General features: G+C 50.0%; 23 protein-coding genes, 1 tRNA gene and 2 pseudogenes. 16 read left to right on the forward strand and 10 right to left on the reverse strand.

Features of this window, described 5'->3' with window-relative positions; all coding sequences use genetic code 11:
• Positions 1-38 precede the first annotated feature (38 nt).
• The 4 genes from MKQ70_RS12730 to MKQ70_RS12745 form a co-directional block, all read right to left on the reverse strand.
• Positions 39-1205, reverse strand: a complete 1167-nt coding sequence (locus MKQ70_RS12730) for a DUF1549 domain-containing protein (RefSeq protein WP_248071399.1) — start codon at positions 1203-1205, stop codon at positions 39-41.
• Between the two features lie 114 nt (positions 1206-1319).
• Entirely contained in the window at positions 1320-1958 is a 639-nt protein-coding gene (locus MKQ70_RS12735) for a ligand-binding sensor domain-containing protein (RefSeq protein WP_248071400.1), read from the reverse strand.
• The gene (locus tag MKQ70_RS12740; protein WP_248071409.1) at positions 1889-2374 is read right to left on the reverse strand and encodes a hypothetical protein; all 486 of its coding nucleotides are present in this window, start codon (positions 2372-2374) and stop codon (positions 1889-1891) included. The genes MKQ70_RS12735 and MKQ70_RS12740 overlap by 70 nt, the downstream gene beginning before the upstream one ends.
• 265 nt (positions 2375-2639) lie before the next feature.
• Positions 2640-2713: transfer RNA gene (locus MKQ70_RS12745), tRNA-Cys, on the reverse strand.
• Between the two features lie 79 nt (positions 2714-2792).
• Here MKQ70_RS12745 and MKQ70_RS12750 point away from each other — a divergent pair.
• From MKQ70_RS12750 to MKQ70_RS38370, 7 genes and pseudogenes are all read left to right on the forward strand, one after another.
• The gene (locus MKQ70_RS12750) at positions 2793-3671 is read left to right on the forward strand and encodes a nucleoside phosphorylase (RefSeq protein WP_248071410.1); all 879 of its coding nucleotides are present in this window, start codon (positions 2793-2795) and stop codon (positions 3669-3671) included.
• Positions 3672-3763: 92 nt separating this feature from the next.
• Positions 3764-5268 (forward strand): annotated as a pseudogene (locus tag MKQ70_RS12755) (family 78 glycoside hydrolase catalytic domain).
• Positions 5151-6022 (forward strand): annotated as a pseudogene (locus tag MKQ70_RS12760) (alpha-L-rhamnosidase-related protein); the annotation flags it as partial. The pseudogenes MKQ70_RS12755 and MKQ70_RS12760, both read left to right, overlap by 118 nt.
• Before the next feature lie 15 nt (positions 6023-6037).
• Positions 6038-6427, forward strand: coding sequence for an alpha-L-rhamnosidase C-terminal domain-containing protein (locus MKQ70_RS12765; protein ID WP_248081314.1), 390 nt, complete (start codon positions 6038-6040; stop codon positions 6425-6427).
• A gap of 46 nt (positions 6428-6473) precedes the next feature.
• Positions 6474-7256 (forward strand): diaminopimelate epimerase, encoded by a 783-nt coding sequence (gene dapF, locus MKQ70_RS12770; protein WP_248071417.1) that lies wholly within the window; start codon positions 6474-6476, stop codon positions 7254-7256.
• A 156-nt stretch (positions 7257-7412) separates the two neighbouring features.
• Positions 7413-7802 carry a CorA family divalent cation transporter gene (locus tag MKQ70_RS38365; RefSeq protein WP_282456436.1) on the forward strand — a complete coding sequence of 130 codons (390 nt, stop codon included), beginning with the start codon at positions 7413-7415 and terminating at the stop codon, positions 7800-7802.
• Positions 7799-8350: a magnesium transporter CorA family protein gene (locus MKQ70_RS38370; RefSeq protein ID WP_282456437.1), complete on the forward strand. Its 552-nt coding sequence runs from the start codon at positions 7799-7801 to the stop codon at positions 8348-8350. Before MKQ70_RS38365 ends, MKQ70_RS38370 begins: the two co-directional genes overlap by 4 nt.
• Here MKQ70_RS38370 and MKQ70_RS12780 read toward each other — a convergent pair.
• The 3 genes from MKQ70_RS12780 to MKQ70_RS12790 are packed head-to-tail and all read right to left on the reverse strand — an operon-like array spanning position 8347 to position 9810.
• Positions 8347-8802: an NUDIX hydrolase gene (locus MKQ70_RS12780; RefSeq protein ID WP_248071419.1), complete on the reverse strand. Its 456-nt coding sequence runs from the start codon at positions 8800-8802 to the stop codon at positions 8347-8349. The two genes, MKQ70_RS38370 and MKQ70_RS12780, sit on opposite strands and share 4 nt — an antisense overlap.
• Positions 8803-8808: 6 nt before the next feature.
• Positions 8809-9582, reverse strand: a complete 774-nt coding sequence (locus MKQ70_RS12785) for a queuosine precursor transporter (protein ID WP_248071420.1) — start codon at positions 9580-9582, stop codon at positions 8809-8811.
• A gap of 9 nt (positions 9583-9591) precedes the next feature.
• Positions 9592-9810, reverse strand: a complete 219-nt coding sequence (locus MKQ70_RS12790) for a hypothetical protein (RefSeq protein ID WP_248071423.1) — start codon at positions 9808-9810, stop codon at positions 9592-9594.
• A gap of 118 nt (positions 9811-9928) precedes the next feature.
• Here MKQ70_RS12790 and MKQ70_RS12795 point away from each other — a divergent pair, with 118 nt between their 5' ends.
• From MKQ70_RS12795 to MKQ70_RS12810, 4 genes are all read left to right on the forward strand, one after another.
• Entirely contained in the window at positions 9929-10480 is a 552-nt protein-coding gene (locus tag MKQ70_RS12795; RefSeq protein WP_248071427.1) for a hypothetical protein, read from the forward strand.
• The gene (locus tag MKQ70_RS12800) at positions 10438-11691 is read left to right on the forward strand and encodes a hypothetical protein (RefSeq protein ID WP_248071428.1); all 1254 of its coding nucleotides are present in this window, start codon (positions 10438-10440) and stop codon (positions 11689-11691) included. The genes MKQ70_RS12795 and MKQ70_RS12800 overlap by 43 nt, the downstream gene beginning before the upstream one ends.
• Positions 11621-12424, forward strand: coding sequence for a YfhO family protein (locus tag MKQ70_RS12805; protein ID WP_248071430.1), 804 nt, complete (start codon positions 11621-11623; stop codon positions 12422-12424). The genes MKQ70_RS12800 and MKQ70_RS12805 overlap by 71 nt, the downstream gene beginning before the upstream one ends.
• 63 nt (positions 12425-12487) lie before the next feature.
• Entirely contained in the window at positions 12488-13087 is a 600-nt protein-coding gene (locus tag MKQ70_RS12810; RefSeq protein WP_248071432.1) for a hypothetical protein, read from the forward strand.
• Positions 13088-13187: 100 nt separating this feature from the next.
• Here the strand turns inward: MKQ70_RS12810 and MKQ70_RS12815 are convergent, their stop codons facing one another.
• Positions 13188-14273: a hypothetical protein gene (locus MKQ70_RS12815; protein ID WP_248071435.1), complete on the reverse strand. Its 1086-nt coding sequence runs from the start codon at positions 14271-14273 to the stop codon at positions 13188-13190.
• Complete coding sequence (locus tag MKQ70_RS12820) at positions 14195-14731, reverse strand: hypothetical protein (protein WP_248071437.1); 537 nt, start codon at positions 14729-14731, stop codon at positions 14195-14197. The genes MKQ70_RS12815 and MKQ70_RS12820 overlap by 79 nt, the downstream gene beginning before the upstream one ends.
• Positions 14732-14771: 40 nt before the next feature.
• Between MKQ70_RS12820 and MKQ70_RS12825 the strand changes: the two genes are divergently transcribed.
• From MKQ70_RS12825 to MKQ70_RS12840, 4 genes are read left to right on the forward strand one after another with little or no spacing between them, the layout of a single operon-like run.
• A complete protein-coding gene (locus MKQ70_RS12825; RefSeq protein WP_248071440.1) occupies positions 14772-15029 on the forward strand; it encodes a hypothetical protein in 258 nt (85 codons plus the stop codon).
• A complete protein-coding gene (locus tag MKQ70_RS12830; protein WP_248071449.1) occupies positions 15011-15328 on the forward strand; it encodes a family 43 glycosylhydrolase in 318 nt (105 codons plus the stop codon). Before MKQ70_RS12825 ends, MKQ70_RS12830 begins: the two co-directional genes overlap by 19 nt.
• Positions 15325-15486, forward strand: coding sequence for a hypothetical protein (locus MKQ70_RS12835; RefSeq protein ID WP_248071451.1), 162 nt, complete (start codon positions 15325-15327; stop codon positions 15484-15486). Before MKQ70_RS12830 ends, MKQ70_RS12835 begins: the two co-directional genes overlap by 4 nt.
• Positions 15483-15755, forward strand: a complete 273-nt coding sequence (locus MKQ70_RS12840; protein ID WP_248071454.1) for a glycoside hydrolase family protein — start codon at positions 15483-15485, stop codon at positions 15753-15755. Before MKQ70_RS12835 ends, MKQ70_RS12840 begins: the two co-directional genes overlap by 4 nt.
• A 2-nt stretch (positions 15756-15757) precedes the next feature.
• Here MKQ70_RS12840 and MKQ70_RS12845 read toward each other — a convergent pair whose 3' ends face one another.
• A complete protein-coding gene (locus tag MKQ70_RS12845; RefSeq protein WP_248071456.1) occupies positions 15758-16165 on the reverse strand; it encodes a tetratricopeptide repeat protein in 408 nt (135 codons plus the stop codon).
• 117 nt (positions 16166-16282) lie between these two features.
• On the opposite strand from MKQ70_RS12845, the gene MKQ70_RS12850 reads away from it, so the two are divergent.
• A complete protein-coding gene (locus MKQ70_RS12850) occupies positions 16283-16744 on the forward strand; it encodes a PAS domain-containing protein (RefSeq protein WP_248071472.1) in 462 nt (153 codons plus the stop codon).
• Positions 16745-16780: the final 36 nt, after the last annotated feature.

Here is a 16780-nt window from a genome sequence, read left to right on the forward strand (position 1 = left end):
TACATGTAATTGCAGCCATTCACTGAGCTTTTGAAACTTTACACTATCTGCGCTTTTGTACTCCCGCAGGACGGGATATTCCTCGTAAGTATCTTCATCCCGTGTATTGTTAAAAAAGCCATGAACTGGTAATATTCCTCATGCCTGAAAGGATCATAGGGATGACTGTGACATTGTACGCAGGCAAACGTAGTACCCATCAATGTTTCCCAGGTGGTATTTACCCTATCCATGACGGCTGCGGTGCGGTATTCCTCGTTATCGGTACCACCTTCATCATTCGTCATGGTATTGCGATGAAAAGCAGTCGCGATATATTGCGCGTCGGTAGGATCTGCCAGCAGATCGCCCGCCACCTGCTCCAATAAAAAGGTGTTGTAGGGCTTATCTTCATTAAATGATTGGATCAGCCAGTCACGGTACCGCCAGATGGAGCGGTAGCCATCGCGCTCGTATCCCTTTGTATCGGCATAACGCGCGAGGTCCAGCCACATCGACGTCCATCGTTCGCCATATTGCGGTGAGGCCAGCAAACTATCCACCAATCGCTCGTATGCCCCGGCATCCTGGTCGTTCAAAAACTGCTGCGCCAACTTTTCTGAAGGAGGCAGCCCGGTAATATCCAGGCTGGCGCGGCGCAACAAAGTGGCTTTATCAGCCTCAGGAGCAGTTGTCAGCTTTTGCTCCCTCAGTTTATCATAAACAAAATAATCAATATCACTCCGCACCCAGTCATTGGACTTTGCCGGCAATAAACCTAACAAACGCCGCTCCCCTTTGGGTATTTCCTGTTCTTCAACGGCCGCATACGCCCAGTGCGTCCCCCACTTTGCCCCCTGTTTTATCCACGCCCGTAACACCGCTATTTCCTCTTCCGCAAGCGGATGTTCTTTATAAGGCATGCGCTCCTCCTCATCTTTCAATGTTAAACGCCGGATCATTTCACTTCCATCGGGATCGCCGGGAATAATGGCGGGCTTGCCGCTTTTCGTTTCGGCCAACGCCTCCTCCCTGAATAACAGGCTGAAACCACCCTGCTTCTTTACCCCACCATGGCAGGAAATACATTTCTTATTGATAATGGGTTTAACATCCGTATTATAATCGATATGCCTGTCGCCGTGGAGGAAAAACGGGACAATACCGAGCAGTACCAGCAACGAGGCCGTAATCAGAAAATTTCTTTTGCGCAAAAAGTTCGGCATGATAACGATGGCTGACGTTAGTTGTGGAATTTATGTGTCGATAAATATAATATGGGGTTGGACGTTATTGTGGATTTTTTGAGGAAAAAGGTGGACAATCTTACTTTTTGGGCGCTATGGTTTAAACTTTTCAAATGTCTTTCCATTGAATTTATATGCCCCATTTTCGTGTGTTCCAAGCCAAAGACCGCCATTATTGTCTTTGTAAATGCTGAATAAAGTAATGTCTTTTGAGTTGTCCTTAACGGTATAGTGCGTAATTTTTGCGCCGTCATATTTCCAAACTCCATCACGATACGTTACAAACCACAAATTATCCCCGTTGTCTTTTACCGTTGAAAGAAATTCATTTAGACCGCCTGTATTTTTCCCATCTAAACTGCCTATGCTTTCGTGTCTTGTATAAAATTTGTTGCTTCTTAAAGTTGTGCTGTCGTAAATACTATACCGTTTTTCCGTATTGAACCAAAAGTCACCGTTCTTGTCCTCCGTCATTGAACGCACTCCATTCGCCCCTTCATTGCGAAATTCTGTCACATCCTCTTCTGTAATCCAATCGAATTTTTTCCCATCATAACGACACACCCCAACCGGATTTGTGCCAAACCAGATGTTGCCTTTTCTGTCTTTATAAATGCTATAAACATCAAAAGGATTGTCAAGTCCTGGCGGCTTGGGGAGTGTCAATTCATAAAAGGTATTTCCATCAAAGCGGTAAACTTTCTGTTTCGCTTGATAGGCATTTTTAGCCACAATTCATTCGCTTCAAGTTTCCATTCATTACTTGGGGTGGCTATCATATTGGTGAATGATTTTCCGTCAAACTTTGTTATTGTCGAATTTAGGGTCATACCTGCGAAATATATATTGCCCGAGTTATCCTCTTTTATATCATCAACTCTGTCGCTATATAAACCGTGTTTTGTTGTATAATTAATCAACGTTTTACCGTCATATTTGTACACTCCTGTTTTCCAACTACCAAACCAATATATATTTTTCTTATCCTGGTAAACCACCATAATACTGCTTCCAAGTTCTTTTACAGTGTCACCTTTTGCATTTATTTCTTTTAAATGGACAGCATGATTCTTCGAATTAGAAGCCTGCCCATTGCACGAAGCCAAAATGGGTATGATACTAAAAATGAGGAGTATTGTTAATTTCATTGCCGTTTGTTTATGCTTAGGACTGTATTCTACAGAATAACCGATAACTCCGGGCCTCTCCCTGCTATTTATCCTATCTTTAGGAAAACCTCTTTATGCAGGCAATGGCCGTAGTTAATCTTTTTTAAATGCTTCCGTAAAACTATGGTAAAACAAAATAGTCCAAAAAGTGTCGCAAATGTCAACTAATGACAAAACTGGAATCGCCCGAAACTCGCTACAGAAAAGAAAAAGCCGCTACTGGAGCGGCTTTCGAAAAACATATTGGAGGTCCGAAGCGGATTCGAACCGCTGTACGAGCTTTTGCAGAGCTCTGCCTAGCCACTCGGCCATCGAACCATCTTTGTGTTTTGTGGGATTGCAAAAGTAGTAAATTCTAGATATTTGCCAAATCTAATTGCAAATAAATCAAAAAAATATGGAACAAATAGCCGAATCCGAACTGATACTAAATAGCAGGGGCGCCCTCTACCATCTCGATCTCCTGCCCGAAGAACTCGCCACCACCATTATCACGGTAGGCGACCCGGACAGGGTGCGCGCCGTGAGCAAACATTTCGATAAGGTGGAGTTACTGCGGCAACATCGTGAATTTGTCACGCATACCGGCTATATCGGCAATAAACGCATTTCCGTGGTATCTACGGGCATTGGCACCGACAATATCGACATTGTGTTCAACGAACTCGATGCACTGGCAAATATCGACTTAAAAACGCGTACCGTGAAAGAGCACCCGGTAAGCCTGGATATTATCCGGCTGGGCACCTCCGGTTCGCTGCAGGCGGATATTCCGGTAGACAGCTTCGTGGTGTCCACCCACGGGCTGGGACTGGACAACCTCCTCCCCTTTTATGTATACGAAAATACCCGGGAAGAGCGTGATATGCTGGAATCGTTCGCCACCGACGTGACATTGGTGGAAGGCTCCGTGAACCCTTACCTGGTAGCGGCGTCCGAACGGTTATCGGCCGAATTCACCAACGGGTTCCACAAAGGTATCACCGTTACCTGTCCCGGCTTTTATGCACCGCAGGGCCGCGTGCTGCGTGGCGCGCTCGCCAATCCGCAGCTGATCGACGACCTTACCTCCTTTGGCTACGACGCGCACCGCATCACCAACTTTGAAATGGAAACTTCCGGTATTTACGGCATGGGGCGCGTATTCGGGCATCATTGCCTGTCCATCAGCGCCATCGTGGCCAACCGTATTGCGAAGGAATTCAGTAAGGACGGCGGTGCGGCGGTAGAGCGACTGATCGCGGAAGCTCTGCAGATCATTGCAGTCATCCCATAAATCATTGGGCACTTTTTACTGATTTTTTCATTGACTATGATTGGACTATCTCGGGAAAGCTATTATATTAAAGCTCCCATTAATCCAATGTTATGAAAAAGACAGTCCTTTTGTTGATCTCCACCGTCCTTTCGGTGGCGGCCCTGGCCCAGTTGAAAGTAACGGCGCTCCGTACAGAAAACCTCGTGAACCCCGTGGGGCTGGACGAGCAGCAACCTGCATTCAGCTGGCAGCTGGTATCCGGCAAACGCAATACGCTGCAAACCGCGTATGAGCTGAAGATCAATAATCAGAGTACCGGTAAAGTAACTTCCGATCAGTCGGTCCACGTACGTTACAGCGGCGCTCCCCTGCAACCAGGCACGCGTTACAGCTGGCAGGTGCGGGTGTGGGACAACAAAGGGCAGGCATCGGCCTGGAGCGCTCCTGCCTATTGGCAAACAGGCCTGATGAAGGCGGCTAATTGGAAAGCGGACTGGATTACGCCCGGGTTCGCGGAAGACAGTCTGCGCGCCTCTCCTATCTTCCGTAAAAGTTTTAAGGCAGATAAAAAGATAAAATCCGCCACCGCGTATATTACCGCACACGGCATTTACGAAGCGCACATTAATGGCAAACGAGTAGGCGATGCATACTTCACGCCGGGCTGGACCAAATACCAGAAACGGCTGCAGTACCAGGCGTACGATGTAACACCGCTCGTACAACAGGGCGCCAATGCTGTTGGCGTGGCGCTGGGCAGCGGCTGGTACCGAGGCAATATTGGCTGGCATACGAATGTGTGGGGCAAGGACATTGCTTTATTATTCCAGTTAGATATTACCTATACAGATGGCAGTACTGCCAGTATTTTATCGGACGACAGCTGGAAATCAGCCACCGGGGCCATTCGCTATGCGGAGTTATATCATGGCGAAACCTACGACGCGCGACTGGACAAAAAAGGCTGGACGCAGGCAGCGTACGATGATGCCGGTTGGTCAGGCGTGCGCAAAGAGAACTTTTTGAAAGATATATTACTGGCCACTTACAACGAGCCGGTAAAAAAACATGAAACGATCAAACCTGTCGGGGTGATTCACACGCCCAAAGGCGAGCTGGTACTCGACTTCGGTCAGAACCTCGCCGGCTGGGTCGTGATCAAAGCGAAAGGCATGAGCGGGGATAAAATTGAAGTATCGCATGCGGAAGTGCTGGACAAGGCCGGCAACTTCTACACAGAAAACCTGCGGGAAGCGAAAGCCCGCGACACCTACATCTGGGCGGCGACAACGAAGAAATACTGGAGCCGCACTTTACCTGGCACGGGTTCCGTTACATTAAACTGGAAGGCTACCCCGGCGATATTAAACCGGAAAATTTTACAGCGGTGGCACTTTACTCCGCGATGCCGGAAACGGGCAGCTTTACGAGTTCACATCCCCTGCTGAACCAATTGCAGCGAAACATCGAATGGGGGCTTCGCGGCAACTTCTGGACGTGCCGACAGATTGCCCGCAGCGCGACGAGCGCCTGGGCTGGACGGGCGACGCACAGGTATTCTTCCGCACCGCTTCATTCCTGCGCGGCGTCGATAACTTCTTTTCCAAATGGATGAAAGACGTGGCTGCCGAGCAGGAGCCCAACGGCAGCGTACCGAAAGTGATTCCCAATATGATCGGTTCAGAACAGGGCGGATCCGGCTGGAGCGACGCCGCTACGATCATTCCCTGGAACATGTACATTGCTTATGGCGACAAACAAATCCTCGAAGATCAATACCCTTCCATGAAAGCGTGGGTGGATTATATAACCGCCCAAAGTCCCGATCATTTATGGAAGACAGGCCACCATTACGGCGACTGGCTGTTCTACAGCCTGAACAACGACGTATTCGGCAGATCTGCCATCACCGACAGGTACCTGATCGCGCAATGTTTCTACGCCAATTCTGTACAAATGATGATCAATACCGCGAAGGTATTGGGCAAAACTGCCGATGCCACTGCTTACACCGAGCTGCTGGCAAAAATCAAAATAGCTTTCGTGAACGAATACACGACGCCCAACGGCGCTACCGTGAGTAATACCCAAACATCCTATACACTGGCTTTACAGTTCGACCTGTTGCCCGAACGCCTGCGCACGCAGGCGGCAGACAGGCTTGTGGCGAACATCAAACAATACGGCAATCATATTACCACCGGCTTTTTAGGCACACCTTACCTTTGCCATGTGCTGAGCCGTTTTGGTCACACCGATATGGCTTATACCCTGCTGCTGCAGGAAACTTATCCCTCCTGGCTGTATCCCGTAAAAAAGGCGCCACCACGATCTGGGAGCGCTGGGATGGCATTAAGCCCGATGGCAGTTTTGAAGAGGCTTCCATGAACTCATTTAACCACTATGCCTACGGCGCCATCGGCGACTGGATGTACCGGGTAATGGTAGGCATCGATACGGAAGATGATGCGCCGGGTTACCGGAAAATCACGATCAAACCACATATTGGCGGCGGATTAACACAGGCCGCGGCCAGCTACCAGACCAATTACGGGAAACTGACTTCCGGCTGGAAGATCTTGGACGGGCAATTATTGATGGATGTGGAGATACCGGCGAATACGACGGCAACGGTGTATGTACCCGGTAACGCGACGGTAACCGAAGGCGGCAAGGCGCTTTCGTCCGATGTGCAGATGATCGGGGTAAAGGATGGGTATACCGTATTAAAGGTGGGATCAGGGGATTATCATTTCGCCACCGCCGCAAAATAGTCCACCTATTGCTTTTCCGCTTCCACATCGTAATTTTACCCTTGATATGAACATTCACTTTTATAAATACCGGGGAACCGGCAACGACTTCGTGATCATGGACAACCGTACCGGCGCCTACAACGAACTAACCACCGAACAGGTACACTTCCTCTGCGACCGCCGCTTTGGCGTGGGCGGAGATGGCCTCATGCTGCTGAACAACCATCCCGGCTATGACTTCGAAATGAAGTATTACAACGCCGATGGCAAACCTGGCAGCATGTGCGGTAACGGCGGCCGCTGTCTTACTGCATTTGCCAAACAAATGGGCATTCCTGGTGAAAAAGTGAGTTTCATTGCTTCCGATGGCCCCCACGAAGCTATTTTCCGTGAAAACGGCTGGGTAGAACTGAAAATGCAGGACGTGAGCTGGGTAGAAGCCGGCCCCATGTATTTTTACCTGAACACGGGGTCGCCCCACTTCGTAAAGCCAGTAGCCGATGTACAGGCAGTGGACGTTTTCGGGGAAGGTCGCGGCATCCGCTATAATGAGCGCTTCGCAGCGGTGGGCACCAACGTAAACTTCGTACAGCAGCTGGATAAAGGCATTTTCGTTCGTACTTACGAACGGGGTGTGGAGGACGAAACCTTCTCCTGCGGTACCGGCGTAACTGCCGCCGCCCTCACCGCCGCCGGCCCTGAGCTGAAGGAATATGTGATCCCGGTACAAACGCTGGGCGGACCGCTGGAAGTACGCTTCACCAAATCGGACGAACGCGCATTCCACGACATCTGGCTCTGCGGGCCCGCTACGCTGGTGTTCGAGGGTGATATCAAAATACAATAGAAATTATTTCTATATAACGAAGCCAGTCGCCGATATACGGGGCTGGCTTTTATCATTTTTGCTGAAAACCAGCCAGTTACCATATCAATATTAAAATCTGATGAATTTACGCCCCGAAGGGCATTGCTAAAGGTAATTCCCTACCTTTGCGCCCGAATGATCCAGTATTTCAAAAATGTTGACGCAAAAACGATAGAAATCCGGGAGGCCGAAAACGGCGCCTGGGTGAATATTACCCCGCCCCTTAAACAGGCGGAGTTTGAACAGCTGTCCGAGGAACTGGACATTCCCCTCGACTTCCTTACCGACTCCCTCGACATCGACGAACGGAGCCGCTTTGAACTGGAGGACAATGTAAAACTGATCGTTATCAAAACCCCTACGGAAAACAATTCCATCAACGAAAGCGACAGTTATTACATCACGATCCCGATCGTGATCATCCTCACCCACAACCAGATTTTAACGGTTAATTCATTCGATAACGCGGCGATCAAAAAATTCCTGACCACCTTTCACAACCGTCATCCTGAAAGAAAAATATGATGGTGCTGAAGATCTGCGAAAAGGTGATCATGAACTTCCAGGACTACCTGAAGGAAATTAACCAGCGCCGCAACCTGTTGGAACAACGTCTTTACGACTCTAACCGGAACGAGGAACTGCTCGCCCTCATGCGCATCCAGAAAAGCCTGGTGTACTTCGTTACCGCCCTGCGCAGCAACGAACTGCTGCTCATGAAGCTGGAACGTACCAACTTCACGGGACTGAATGAAGATGAAAAAGAGTTCCTGAGCGACCTGGTGGTAGAAACTTCACAGGCGTTGGAGATGGCGAACATCTACACCAACATCCTCAGCAGCACCATGGATGCTTTTGCGAGCATCATTTCCAATAACCTCAACCTCGTGATGAAGCGCCTCACGTCCATCACGATCGTACTTACTTTCCCGGTACTCGTAGCCAGTGTTTATGGCATGAACGTGGAAATTCCCTACCAGCACTCTCCGCATGCCTTCTACATCCCGGTCATTCTTTCGGTCATTATTTCCGTGGTAATGAGCTGGTATTTTATGAAGAAGAAGTGGTTCTAGTCGTATTTCTTTTTAACAATTTCCGCTACTACTTTATCGATGGGCAACGTCACCGTATCCGAGGAGAAATCGTGCCAGTCCACCCAGCGCACCCCTTCCAGCTGGATGGTTTTATCGTCGGGAATCTCGTAATCGAACGGCTTGGCGCCGAAGCGGCAGGTAAAGGGAGAAGTGGGTTTTACAAGATAGTAGATCGATAATATCTGGGAGGAATTATCAAAAGCATTTTTCTGGTAGAAGTCTGTCGTATAAATGTGTTCCACTACTTCAATGTCCTGGTCCAGCTCCTCTTTCCATTCGCGTATCATGCAGTCGATCGTGCCTTCGCCTATTTCAAGCCCGCCGCCGGGAAACTTGGTATAATAGCCGCCACGGATGTACTCATCGCTTACCAGCACCTGCTTTTGCTCGTTGAGCATCAGTCCGTAAACTCTTACATTGATATACGTCATACTAAACTATTTATCCATTGCAGCCGCTTTCATTTGCGCTGCCGTTTCTTTACCAAGGTATTTTTCGATGGGCTTCTCGATCCAGTACAACACCGGTGTTAACAGCACCGCCACGGTAAACTTATAGGCGTAGTTCACGCACATCACCGTGATCAGTTGCGGCCAGGTCCAGTTGCCAAACAGTTTAAACGCTACATACAACACAATGAAACTATCCACCAGCTGCGATATTACCGTGGATCCGGTTGCCCGCAGCCACAGGTGCTTTTCGCCCGTTTTCTGTTTGATCTTATGAAATACCGTTACATCCACGATCTGCGCCACAAGGAACGCGGTAATGCTACCAATGATGATACCCATTCCCTGTCCGAACACCGCGGAAAATGCGTGTTGAAAGTTGGGTACACCTTCCGCCGTTTTGCTAACCACCCACCAGTCCGCCGGCGGCGTACCGATCGATATGTAAAACATAAGGAAGGCGTAGGATATGAGCGCCACGGCCACCCAGGAAATCATCTTCACGGCCTTTTTACCGTAATACTCGTTCACGATGTCCGTCATCACAAACTCGAGCGGCCATAACAGCACGCCGCAGGTAAGACTGAACGACAGGCCGCTTTGTCCCATCAATGTAAACGTGTGTACGGGTAATCCCAGCCAGGCTTCCAGCACAAATATCTTTCCGCCGATAGATTCGGCAATGAGGGCGTTAGCCACGAAAAAGCAGGCGAAGAAAACGAACAGCCGCGTTGGTTTATGCTTAATGATATCGGCGATCATGTGACTTATCTAGTAAAATTGAAGGAGCAAAATAAGAAGATTCAATACAAATATAACAGGATGTACCTCGTGCCAGCGGAACTTTTTGGCCAGCAAGCCGATGATAACGATCAGCAACGTTGCAATATTGATATAAGGAGCGACGAGGAATCCCAGTACAGCGGCGCTTTTCGTAAGGCTGCCGAGTGATTCGGCGTAGTTGGTGCGTTGTACGATAAAGCAAAACAAGAAGCAGAGATTGCAAATAAATGTAAACTTTAACAGGAATCGTACCCAGCGCATATTGAAATTTCGGATAAATTACAGTTATTTTGGTTCTTTAAAAAACTAAACCTAAAAAACAGCGATGAAGCAGAACTGGCTGAAATCAATTTTACCGCATCTATATGCGATCCTGATCTTCCTTGTTATTTCTCTCGCCTTCAGCAGTCCTGTACTGGACGGCCGGGAGTTGCGCCAGAGCGATAACATCAGCTGGAAGGCCAGCAGCGAAGAAGCCAGGGCTTACCACGACAGCACCGGCATTCGTCCCCTTTGGACGAACAGCGTGTTCGGTGGCATGCCCACGTACCAGACCTACCTGATGTCCGACAACTACACCGCGTACATTCAGCCACTGGCCACGTTGTTCCTGCCCAAACCCATGAACTTCCTCATGCTTGCCATGTTGGGCTTTTACTTCCTCTTAAACGTGATGGGCTTCAGGCATTGGGTGAACGTGATTGGCGCGGTCGCCTTCGGGTTATCGTCCAACAGCCTCATATTCATTGCGACCGGGCACGATACGAAAACCTTATCCATCGCCTATTTCGCTTTCGTATTGGGGGTATCCTGCTCGCTTATAAAGGCCGGCTGTTGCTGGGCGCCATCATCACCTGTATCAGCTTGTGCTTGTTGATTATCAACGGTCACTATCAAATTGTATATTATCTTCTGCTGACGGTAGTCGTACTGGGTATCGGTTACCTCGTACATGCCATTAAAACCAAAACTGTCGGCAACTATATAAAGACGACCGCGGTACTGATGGTGGCGGCGGGGTTATCGATACTGCCTTCTACCGTAAGTTTGTGGACCACCTACGAATACACGAAGTTCTCTATCCGCGGTGAGGCAACCGGTCTTACGAAAGAAGGTCAGGCCGGACAGGCAGCGCCGAAAGACAAAGGCCTCGACAAAGAATATGCCTTTGCACGGAGCCAGGGTCCTTTTGAAACACTCACGATTATTGTACCTAACCTGTACGGCGGTTCTTCCAGCGAAAACGCGGGTGGCGACAAATCGAAAACGTATGATGCGTTACGCCAGGTAGGCGCTAATCCCGAAATGGCGCAGCAGGTAGCCGAAAACGCACCGCTGTACTGGGGTCCGCAGCCATTTACGGAAGGCCCCGTTTACTTCGGCGCAGGACTGCTGCTGCTGTTCGTGCTTTCGCTGCTCATCATCAAAGACTGGCAAAAATGGTGGATACTGGCCGCCATCCTGCTCGGCATATTCATGGCATGGGGTAAACACTTCTCTATGCTCAACTACTTCCTGTTCGATTACCTGCCGTTCTACAACAAGTTCCGCGCTCCCTCCACCTCGCTGGTGATACCGCAGGTACTGGTGCCATTGCTGGCTTGCTGGGCATTGAACGAAGTGGTAACAGGCAGCCTCAGTAAAGATGTGCTGATGAAACAGCTGAAAAAGGCGGTATACATTACCGGTGGTGTGGTAGTGGGCATTCTCCTCCTCTCCTACGCGGGCATGTCGTATGGCAAAGGGGAAGCTGACCGCGCAACATCAACCTACATGCAGATGACCGGCGGCAACCAACAGGTGGTGGATGTACTGATGAAGGCTACCATTGAAGACAGGGCTTCCGTATTAAGGGCGGATGCTTTGCGCTCGCTGGTGTTTATCCTCCTTGTAGCTGTGTTTATCTGGCTGCTGCTGAAAGACCGCATTAAACTGGGTGTTTTCTTTTTGCTGACGGGCGCTGCCATTGGTCTTGACATGTTCCTTATCGGGCACCGCTACCTGAACAAATCGAACTTTGAAACTGCTGAATTACGCGAATATATTTGCGCCCAGTGCGATAGACCAGGAAATCAAAAGAGATCCTGATCCGTATTACCGCGTGCTTAACATGACCAGCCAGGAAGGCCCTTTCAATGATGGTCTCACCTCTTATCATCATAAGTCCGTAGGTGGTTACTCCGCAGCGAAACTGATGATTTACCAGGACCTGATCGAACGGCAGATTTCCCGGCAAAACATGCATGTGCTGGACATGCTGAACACCAAGTACATCATCTTCCGGGATCAGCAAACCGGCAAACCAACCTACCAGCGTAATCCGACTGCGCTCGGTAACGCCTGGTTTGTGAGCAGCGTGGCCTGGGCAGCGAACCCGGATGCAGAAATGGCGATCATCGACCATTTTAACCCGGCCGATACCGCAGTGATCAACCGTAAATTCGAAGGCAGCCTGAAAGGTTACAACTTTGGTAAAGATTCCGCCAGCTACATCAAACTGACGAAATACGGCCTGAATACACTGGAATATCAAAGCTCGAACAGCAAAGACGGCCTGGCCGTTTTCTCCGAGATCTACTACCCTAAAGGCTGGAACATTTATATCGACGGCAAACCCGGCGAGATCGTTACAGCAGATTACGTGCTGCGCGCGGCGAAAGTGCCTGCCGGTACCCATAAAATTGAAATGAAGTTTGAACCGACCGCCTATTACACCGGTAACGCCATTTCCAAATGGTCGTCTATCGTAATGATCCTCGTGTTCGTCCTGGCCATCGTGCTGGAAGTACGCAGGAACAAAGGAACCGCGGCTACGGCTTAATATGGCTGAATAAAATAGTAAAGGCGGGACAACTGTTCCGCCTTTTTCATCTAAACCTTGTTCATGGCACTACAAGACTGGCTGCAACAGCTATGCGAAACAGAAACGCCGGACGACAGTATTATCGCCTTCTACTTTGGCATCTCGGAATACGCGGGCGGCGGATATGGTATTTGTTTAACGGGCTCCGAACGTTTTGTTGCGGACGATGAAGATTGGGCGAAGGACGACGACTATCATCCTGAAGAAAGATGGTTTGATCTTACAGACGAAGAGTACAACGACCTTGGCTGGGAAGCCGTGTTGGAAAAGATCATCGCGGAGCTGCGGGATTTCTCGGAATCGGAGGCATTCAAAGCATCCTTTTTCGCCCGCGCGGAGGCGGTGGCGACCGGGTTTGCCGGGGGATTTGATCATCATCAACCGATAACTGCTTTAACGCTGCTCCCGCAAAGAGCAGCGTTTTACTTTACAAAGAACTCAAACCGCCCCACGCCCAAATCCCCGCTCCCATCCAGTCCTTCCGCCACACCTACGAACTTTCCGCGGATATCGGAGCTGAAGAACCTGATCTCCGCCTCGCCGTTTTCATTCGTAATGATAGCGGGATGCCAGTACAGTGTATTACGTGTATCCATCAGCGTTTTATCTTCCCTGTCATAATCGGGCGCGTAAAACTGCCGGCCCGTATAAAAACCCGGTGTTACGGCCATCTTAAACTTCTTCATCAGTTCTTCCTCCGTATACCTGGGATATTTGTACGTCACCTGCCGCATATCGTTAGCACCATAAGAAAACGGGTGACTGAACACTGGCTTCTCCGTGGCTCTGTGAGTTCCCAATACGAAACACCTTCTTCCGGCTTGGTACCACTGCCGCAGGCCGGACAATTGAGTCCCCCGCATACGCCCACGAAATCTGTATTGCCCTCGAAACGCGCGATGCTGTCCAGGTAACCCAGGTATTTATCACTAAAACCGCGGCCTTTGGACTGTATCTGCACACCCTGCAGCGTTCTGCCGTATTGCATAAGGTTCGTATCCGCCCGCGAATCCGCCGCTATAAGTGCCTTTTCTCCTAACTGGTAGATGGGCTTGCCCGCCGCCGCAATTGCCTTAAACGGCTGGGCGATCTGCACTTTATATTCCTTGTCCGAGAAATACCGCACGAAGAAGCGCCGCCCCATGGCAAGGTGCTCGGGTGTCAGATAAAATACACCTTCATTATTGGTGGCGGCAAACTGCGATATGCTTTTGTTATAGTTAAAAACGAGCAGCGACAAGGATTTCGGATCTTTACGCGATAGTGGCGTCACCGTCCCTCTCAGGCTGTCACTCAGTACGGGCATCGTTTTATTAAGATCGACCTCGCCCGTAAGTTGCGTTTCCTCGTAGTAATAGCCGGCAATATCCCGCGCGTTCGCTGCATTTAGGAACAAGTGATCTGTTACCCGCAGGGTCAGTGCAGCAGGCACCGGCTTCCCATCGGCGTCCGTGGTTTTTATGCGGACAGATATGGCTGCTTTAACACCATATTCCTTTTTTACTTCAGTGAACGAAATATGTAACCGGCGCTCCGGGTGCGCATTGAACCAGGTGCTGGTAAGCGGGCGCAATTGTGCGTCGTACAACGTGGCTTCGGCCATGCCTGCCGGCATTTCTTTAATGGGGACGGTTACCCGCAGGCTGTCTTTGAGCATACCGGACGCGATGGACTGCAACAGGCCACGTGTTTGTACCCGAAGGTATATTTGTTGTGGCTGCGCGGTTTTCAACTCGAAGGTGACACTGTCTTCAGTAAGACTGCATACCTGTAAATCGGCACTCCCCTTTGCCGGTACAGCGGACATTGCCTTGCCCCCGCCAGGGGCTTTGTGGCAATGGTGATGGGCGCAGCGGCGTAAAAGTACTTACGGCCAAAAAATGAGTGCGCGGAATATCCTTTCAGCAGGTAATCGCCATTAGAAAGCGTGTCTGGCAGGTAAATGTGCCCGGACGATAAACCTCCTTCGATCGGGTACATTTCCTGCCATATCGTACTATCATTATCACGGCGGCTGAGTTGGACGTATAAGATCTTATCCAGTCCGGATAATGTAAACGCCTGCGCGTGCAATACGAATGCGCTGAACCACAGATCCTCGCCGGGCATATACACATCTTTATTACACCTGAGGTAGATAGCCGTTTCGCCGGCTTTCGGCGCGTACATGCGCATGCGGGCGGCCAGGCTGTCGGTTAACGGCTGTTGCGCGAAACAGGTGGTGCTGATGAGCAGGCAACCAATTACGTAGAAGAGATGTTTCATGGACGAAAGTAAAATACAAAATAATCACTAACTTAAACCCATGCGAAAACATTGGAATATCCTTACCGGCTGCCTGTTGCTCACCACGTTTTTATCCGCGCAGCAGCCTGTTAAAACCGTTCCGTTAGATTCCATCCGTCTTAGCGATCCGTACATCCTGGCCGACAAAAAAACACGCCGATATTACATGACCGGCACCGGCGGCATGTTGTGGACCAGCCCCGACCTGAAACTGTGGACAGGCCCGCATAAAGTGGCGCAAACCGACAGCACTTCTGGATGGGCCCGCGGCCGATGATCTGGGCAGCCGAAATTCATCCCTACAAAAACAAATACTACTACTTCGCCACGTTCACGAACCGCGGTGTAAAAATAGACACCGTAAAAGGAAATGTGATCGAACGCCGCGCCTCGCACGTACTGGTCAGTAATAATCCCGGCGGACCTTATGTCCCCATGAAAGACCCGGTTTACCTGCCTGCAGACAAACCCACGCTGGACGGCACATTTTGGATAGATAAAGATGGCAAACCTTATATGGTGTACTGCTACGAATGGCTGCAAAACCTCGACGGCACCATCGAAAAATACAATTGAAACCCGACCTCAGCGGAACTGTCGGCGAAGGCAAACTCCTGTTCCGCGCCAGCGAAGCGCCCCGGAGCCGGGAGAAAGATGAAAACGGGAAAGACGTACCCAACAAGGTTACTGACGGCCCTTTCCTGTTTGTAACCGGTACCGGCCGCCGGGCATGATATGGACCAGCTGGATTTACGACGTATACACGCAGGGCGTGGTATATTCGAAAAGCGGCACGCTGGACGGCCCTCGGATCCAGGAACCGGCGCCTATAACCCCGCCAAACTTTGGCCATGGTATGTTATTCCACACGTTCGAAGGAAAGCTGCTGATGTCTGTACACAGCCACAGGGAAGCGAATGGCAGGACCATCAGGATCCCGAAATTGTTTGAAGCCAACCTGGACGGCGACAAACTGGAAATAGGAAAACCGTATCAACCTTAAACTTATTTCTTACTGGATTTAATACGCGAAGTCACCACTTCGCGCCGCTTTTTCCAGGTGGTGACCTGGCTGCTCTCCAGTGTTTCTTTTCCTTTCTGGTCCAGCAAACCCAAACTCGTCATCAGCTGTTTTGCGAGCCGGGCTTGTTTTTTATTTTGATTCAGCCATTCGCGCCGGCTGCGCTGGCTGTCATCAAGGTGCGCCTTGATCGCTGCATCTATTACCGTTAATTCTTTCCGGTATTCCTTTTCGCGGCGGTACAGGACCATCAGGCGGTGATAGGCCACATCGTCCATCGGATCCAGTTTCAGGGATCGCTGGTAATAGTCGATAGCCTGTTTCACATCGCTGTCCTGTTCGGCCTGTTTCGCGAGGCGATGAAGTTCCAGTAAAGAATAACGCGCTGCCATGGTAAATTTTCAGGTATACGTACAACTGTCATGCCGTACTGGGCCTCACTTTGTGGCCATATTTCCACACCTGTCGGAAGTGATTATTTCTCTTTTCTTAGTACATTTCCATTACATATGAAATTTCAGTTTCCACAAGGGCACGAAAGCGCGTTTTATTTTCCGGGAGAAGCAGTAATGGCTGAAATCATCAGCACCTATGACTGGTCGGCGACCCTACTTGGCGCTGCTGCAACCTGGCCGCAAGGCCTGCGCAACGCCGTTTCCCTCTGCTTACACAGTCCCTCCCCCATGATGGTATTATGGGGAGCAGCGCTCGTTCAAATTTACAACCGTGCCTTTACGCCCCTGTTGGCCGATAAGCATCCCGTTGCCATGGGTAAACCCTGCAGGCACACCTGGCCGGAACTCTGTGACGACGGTGCACCGATGGTGAAAAAGGTCATGTCCGAAGGACAGTCCGTTTACATACAGGAACAGCTTGTAGTGATCAATAACGAGCAGCAATATTATACCTTCTCCTGCATCCCCCTTTTTGATGAAACTAATCCAGGCACGCCCCCATTGGCGCGATGGTGATGGCCAACAATGTAACTGCCGAAGTCGCCTCCAAAA

Origin of the sequence: Chitinophaga sedimenti (genome assembly GCF_023156195.1) — a bacterium.
Classification (GTDB): Bacteria; Bacteroidota; Bacteroidia; order Chitinophagales; family Chitinophagaceae; genus Chitinophaga; species Chitinophaga sedimenti.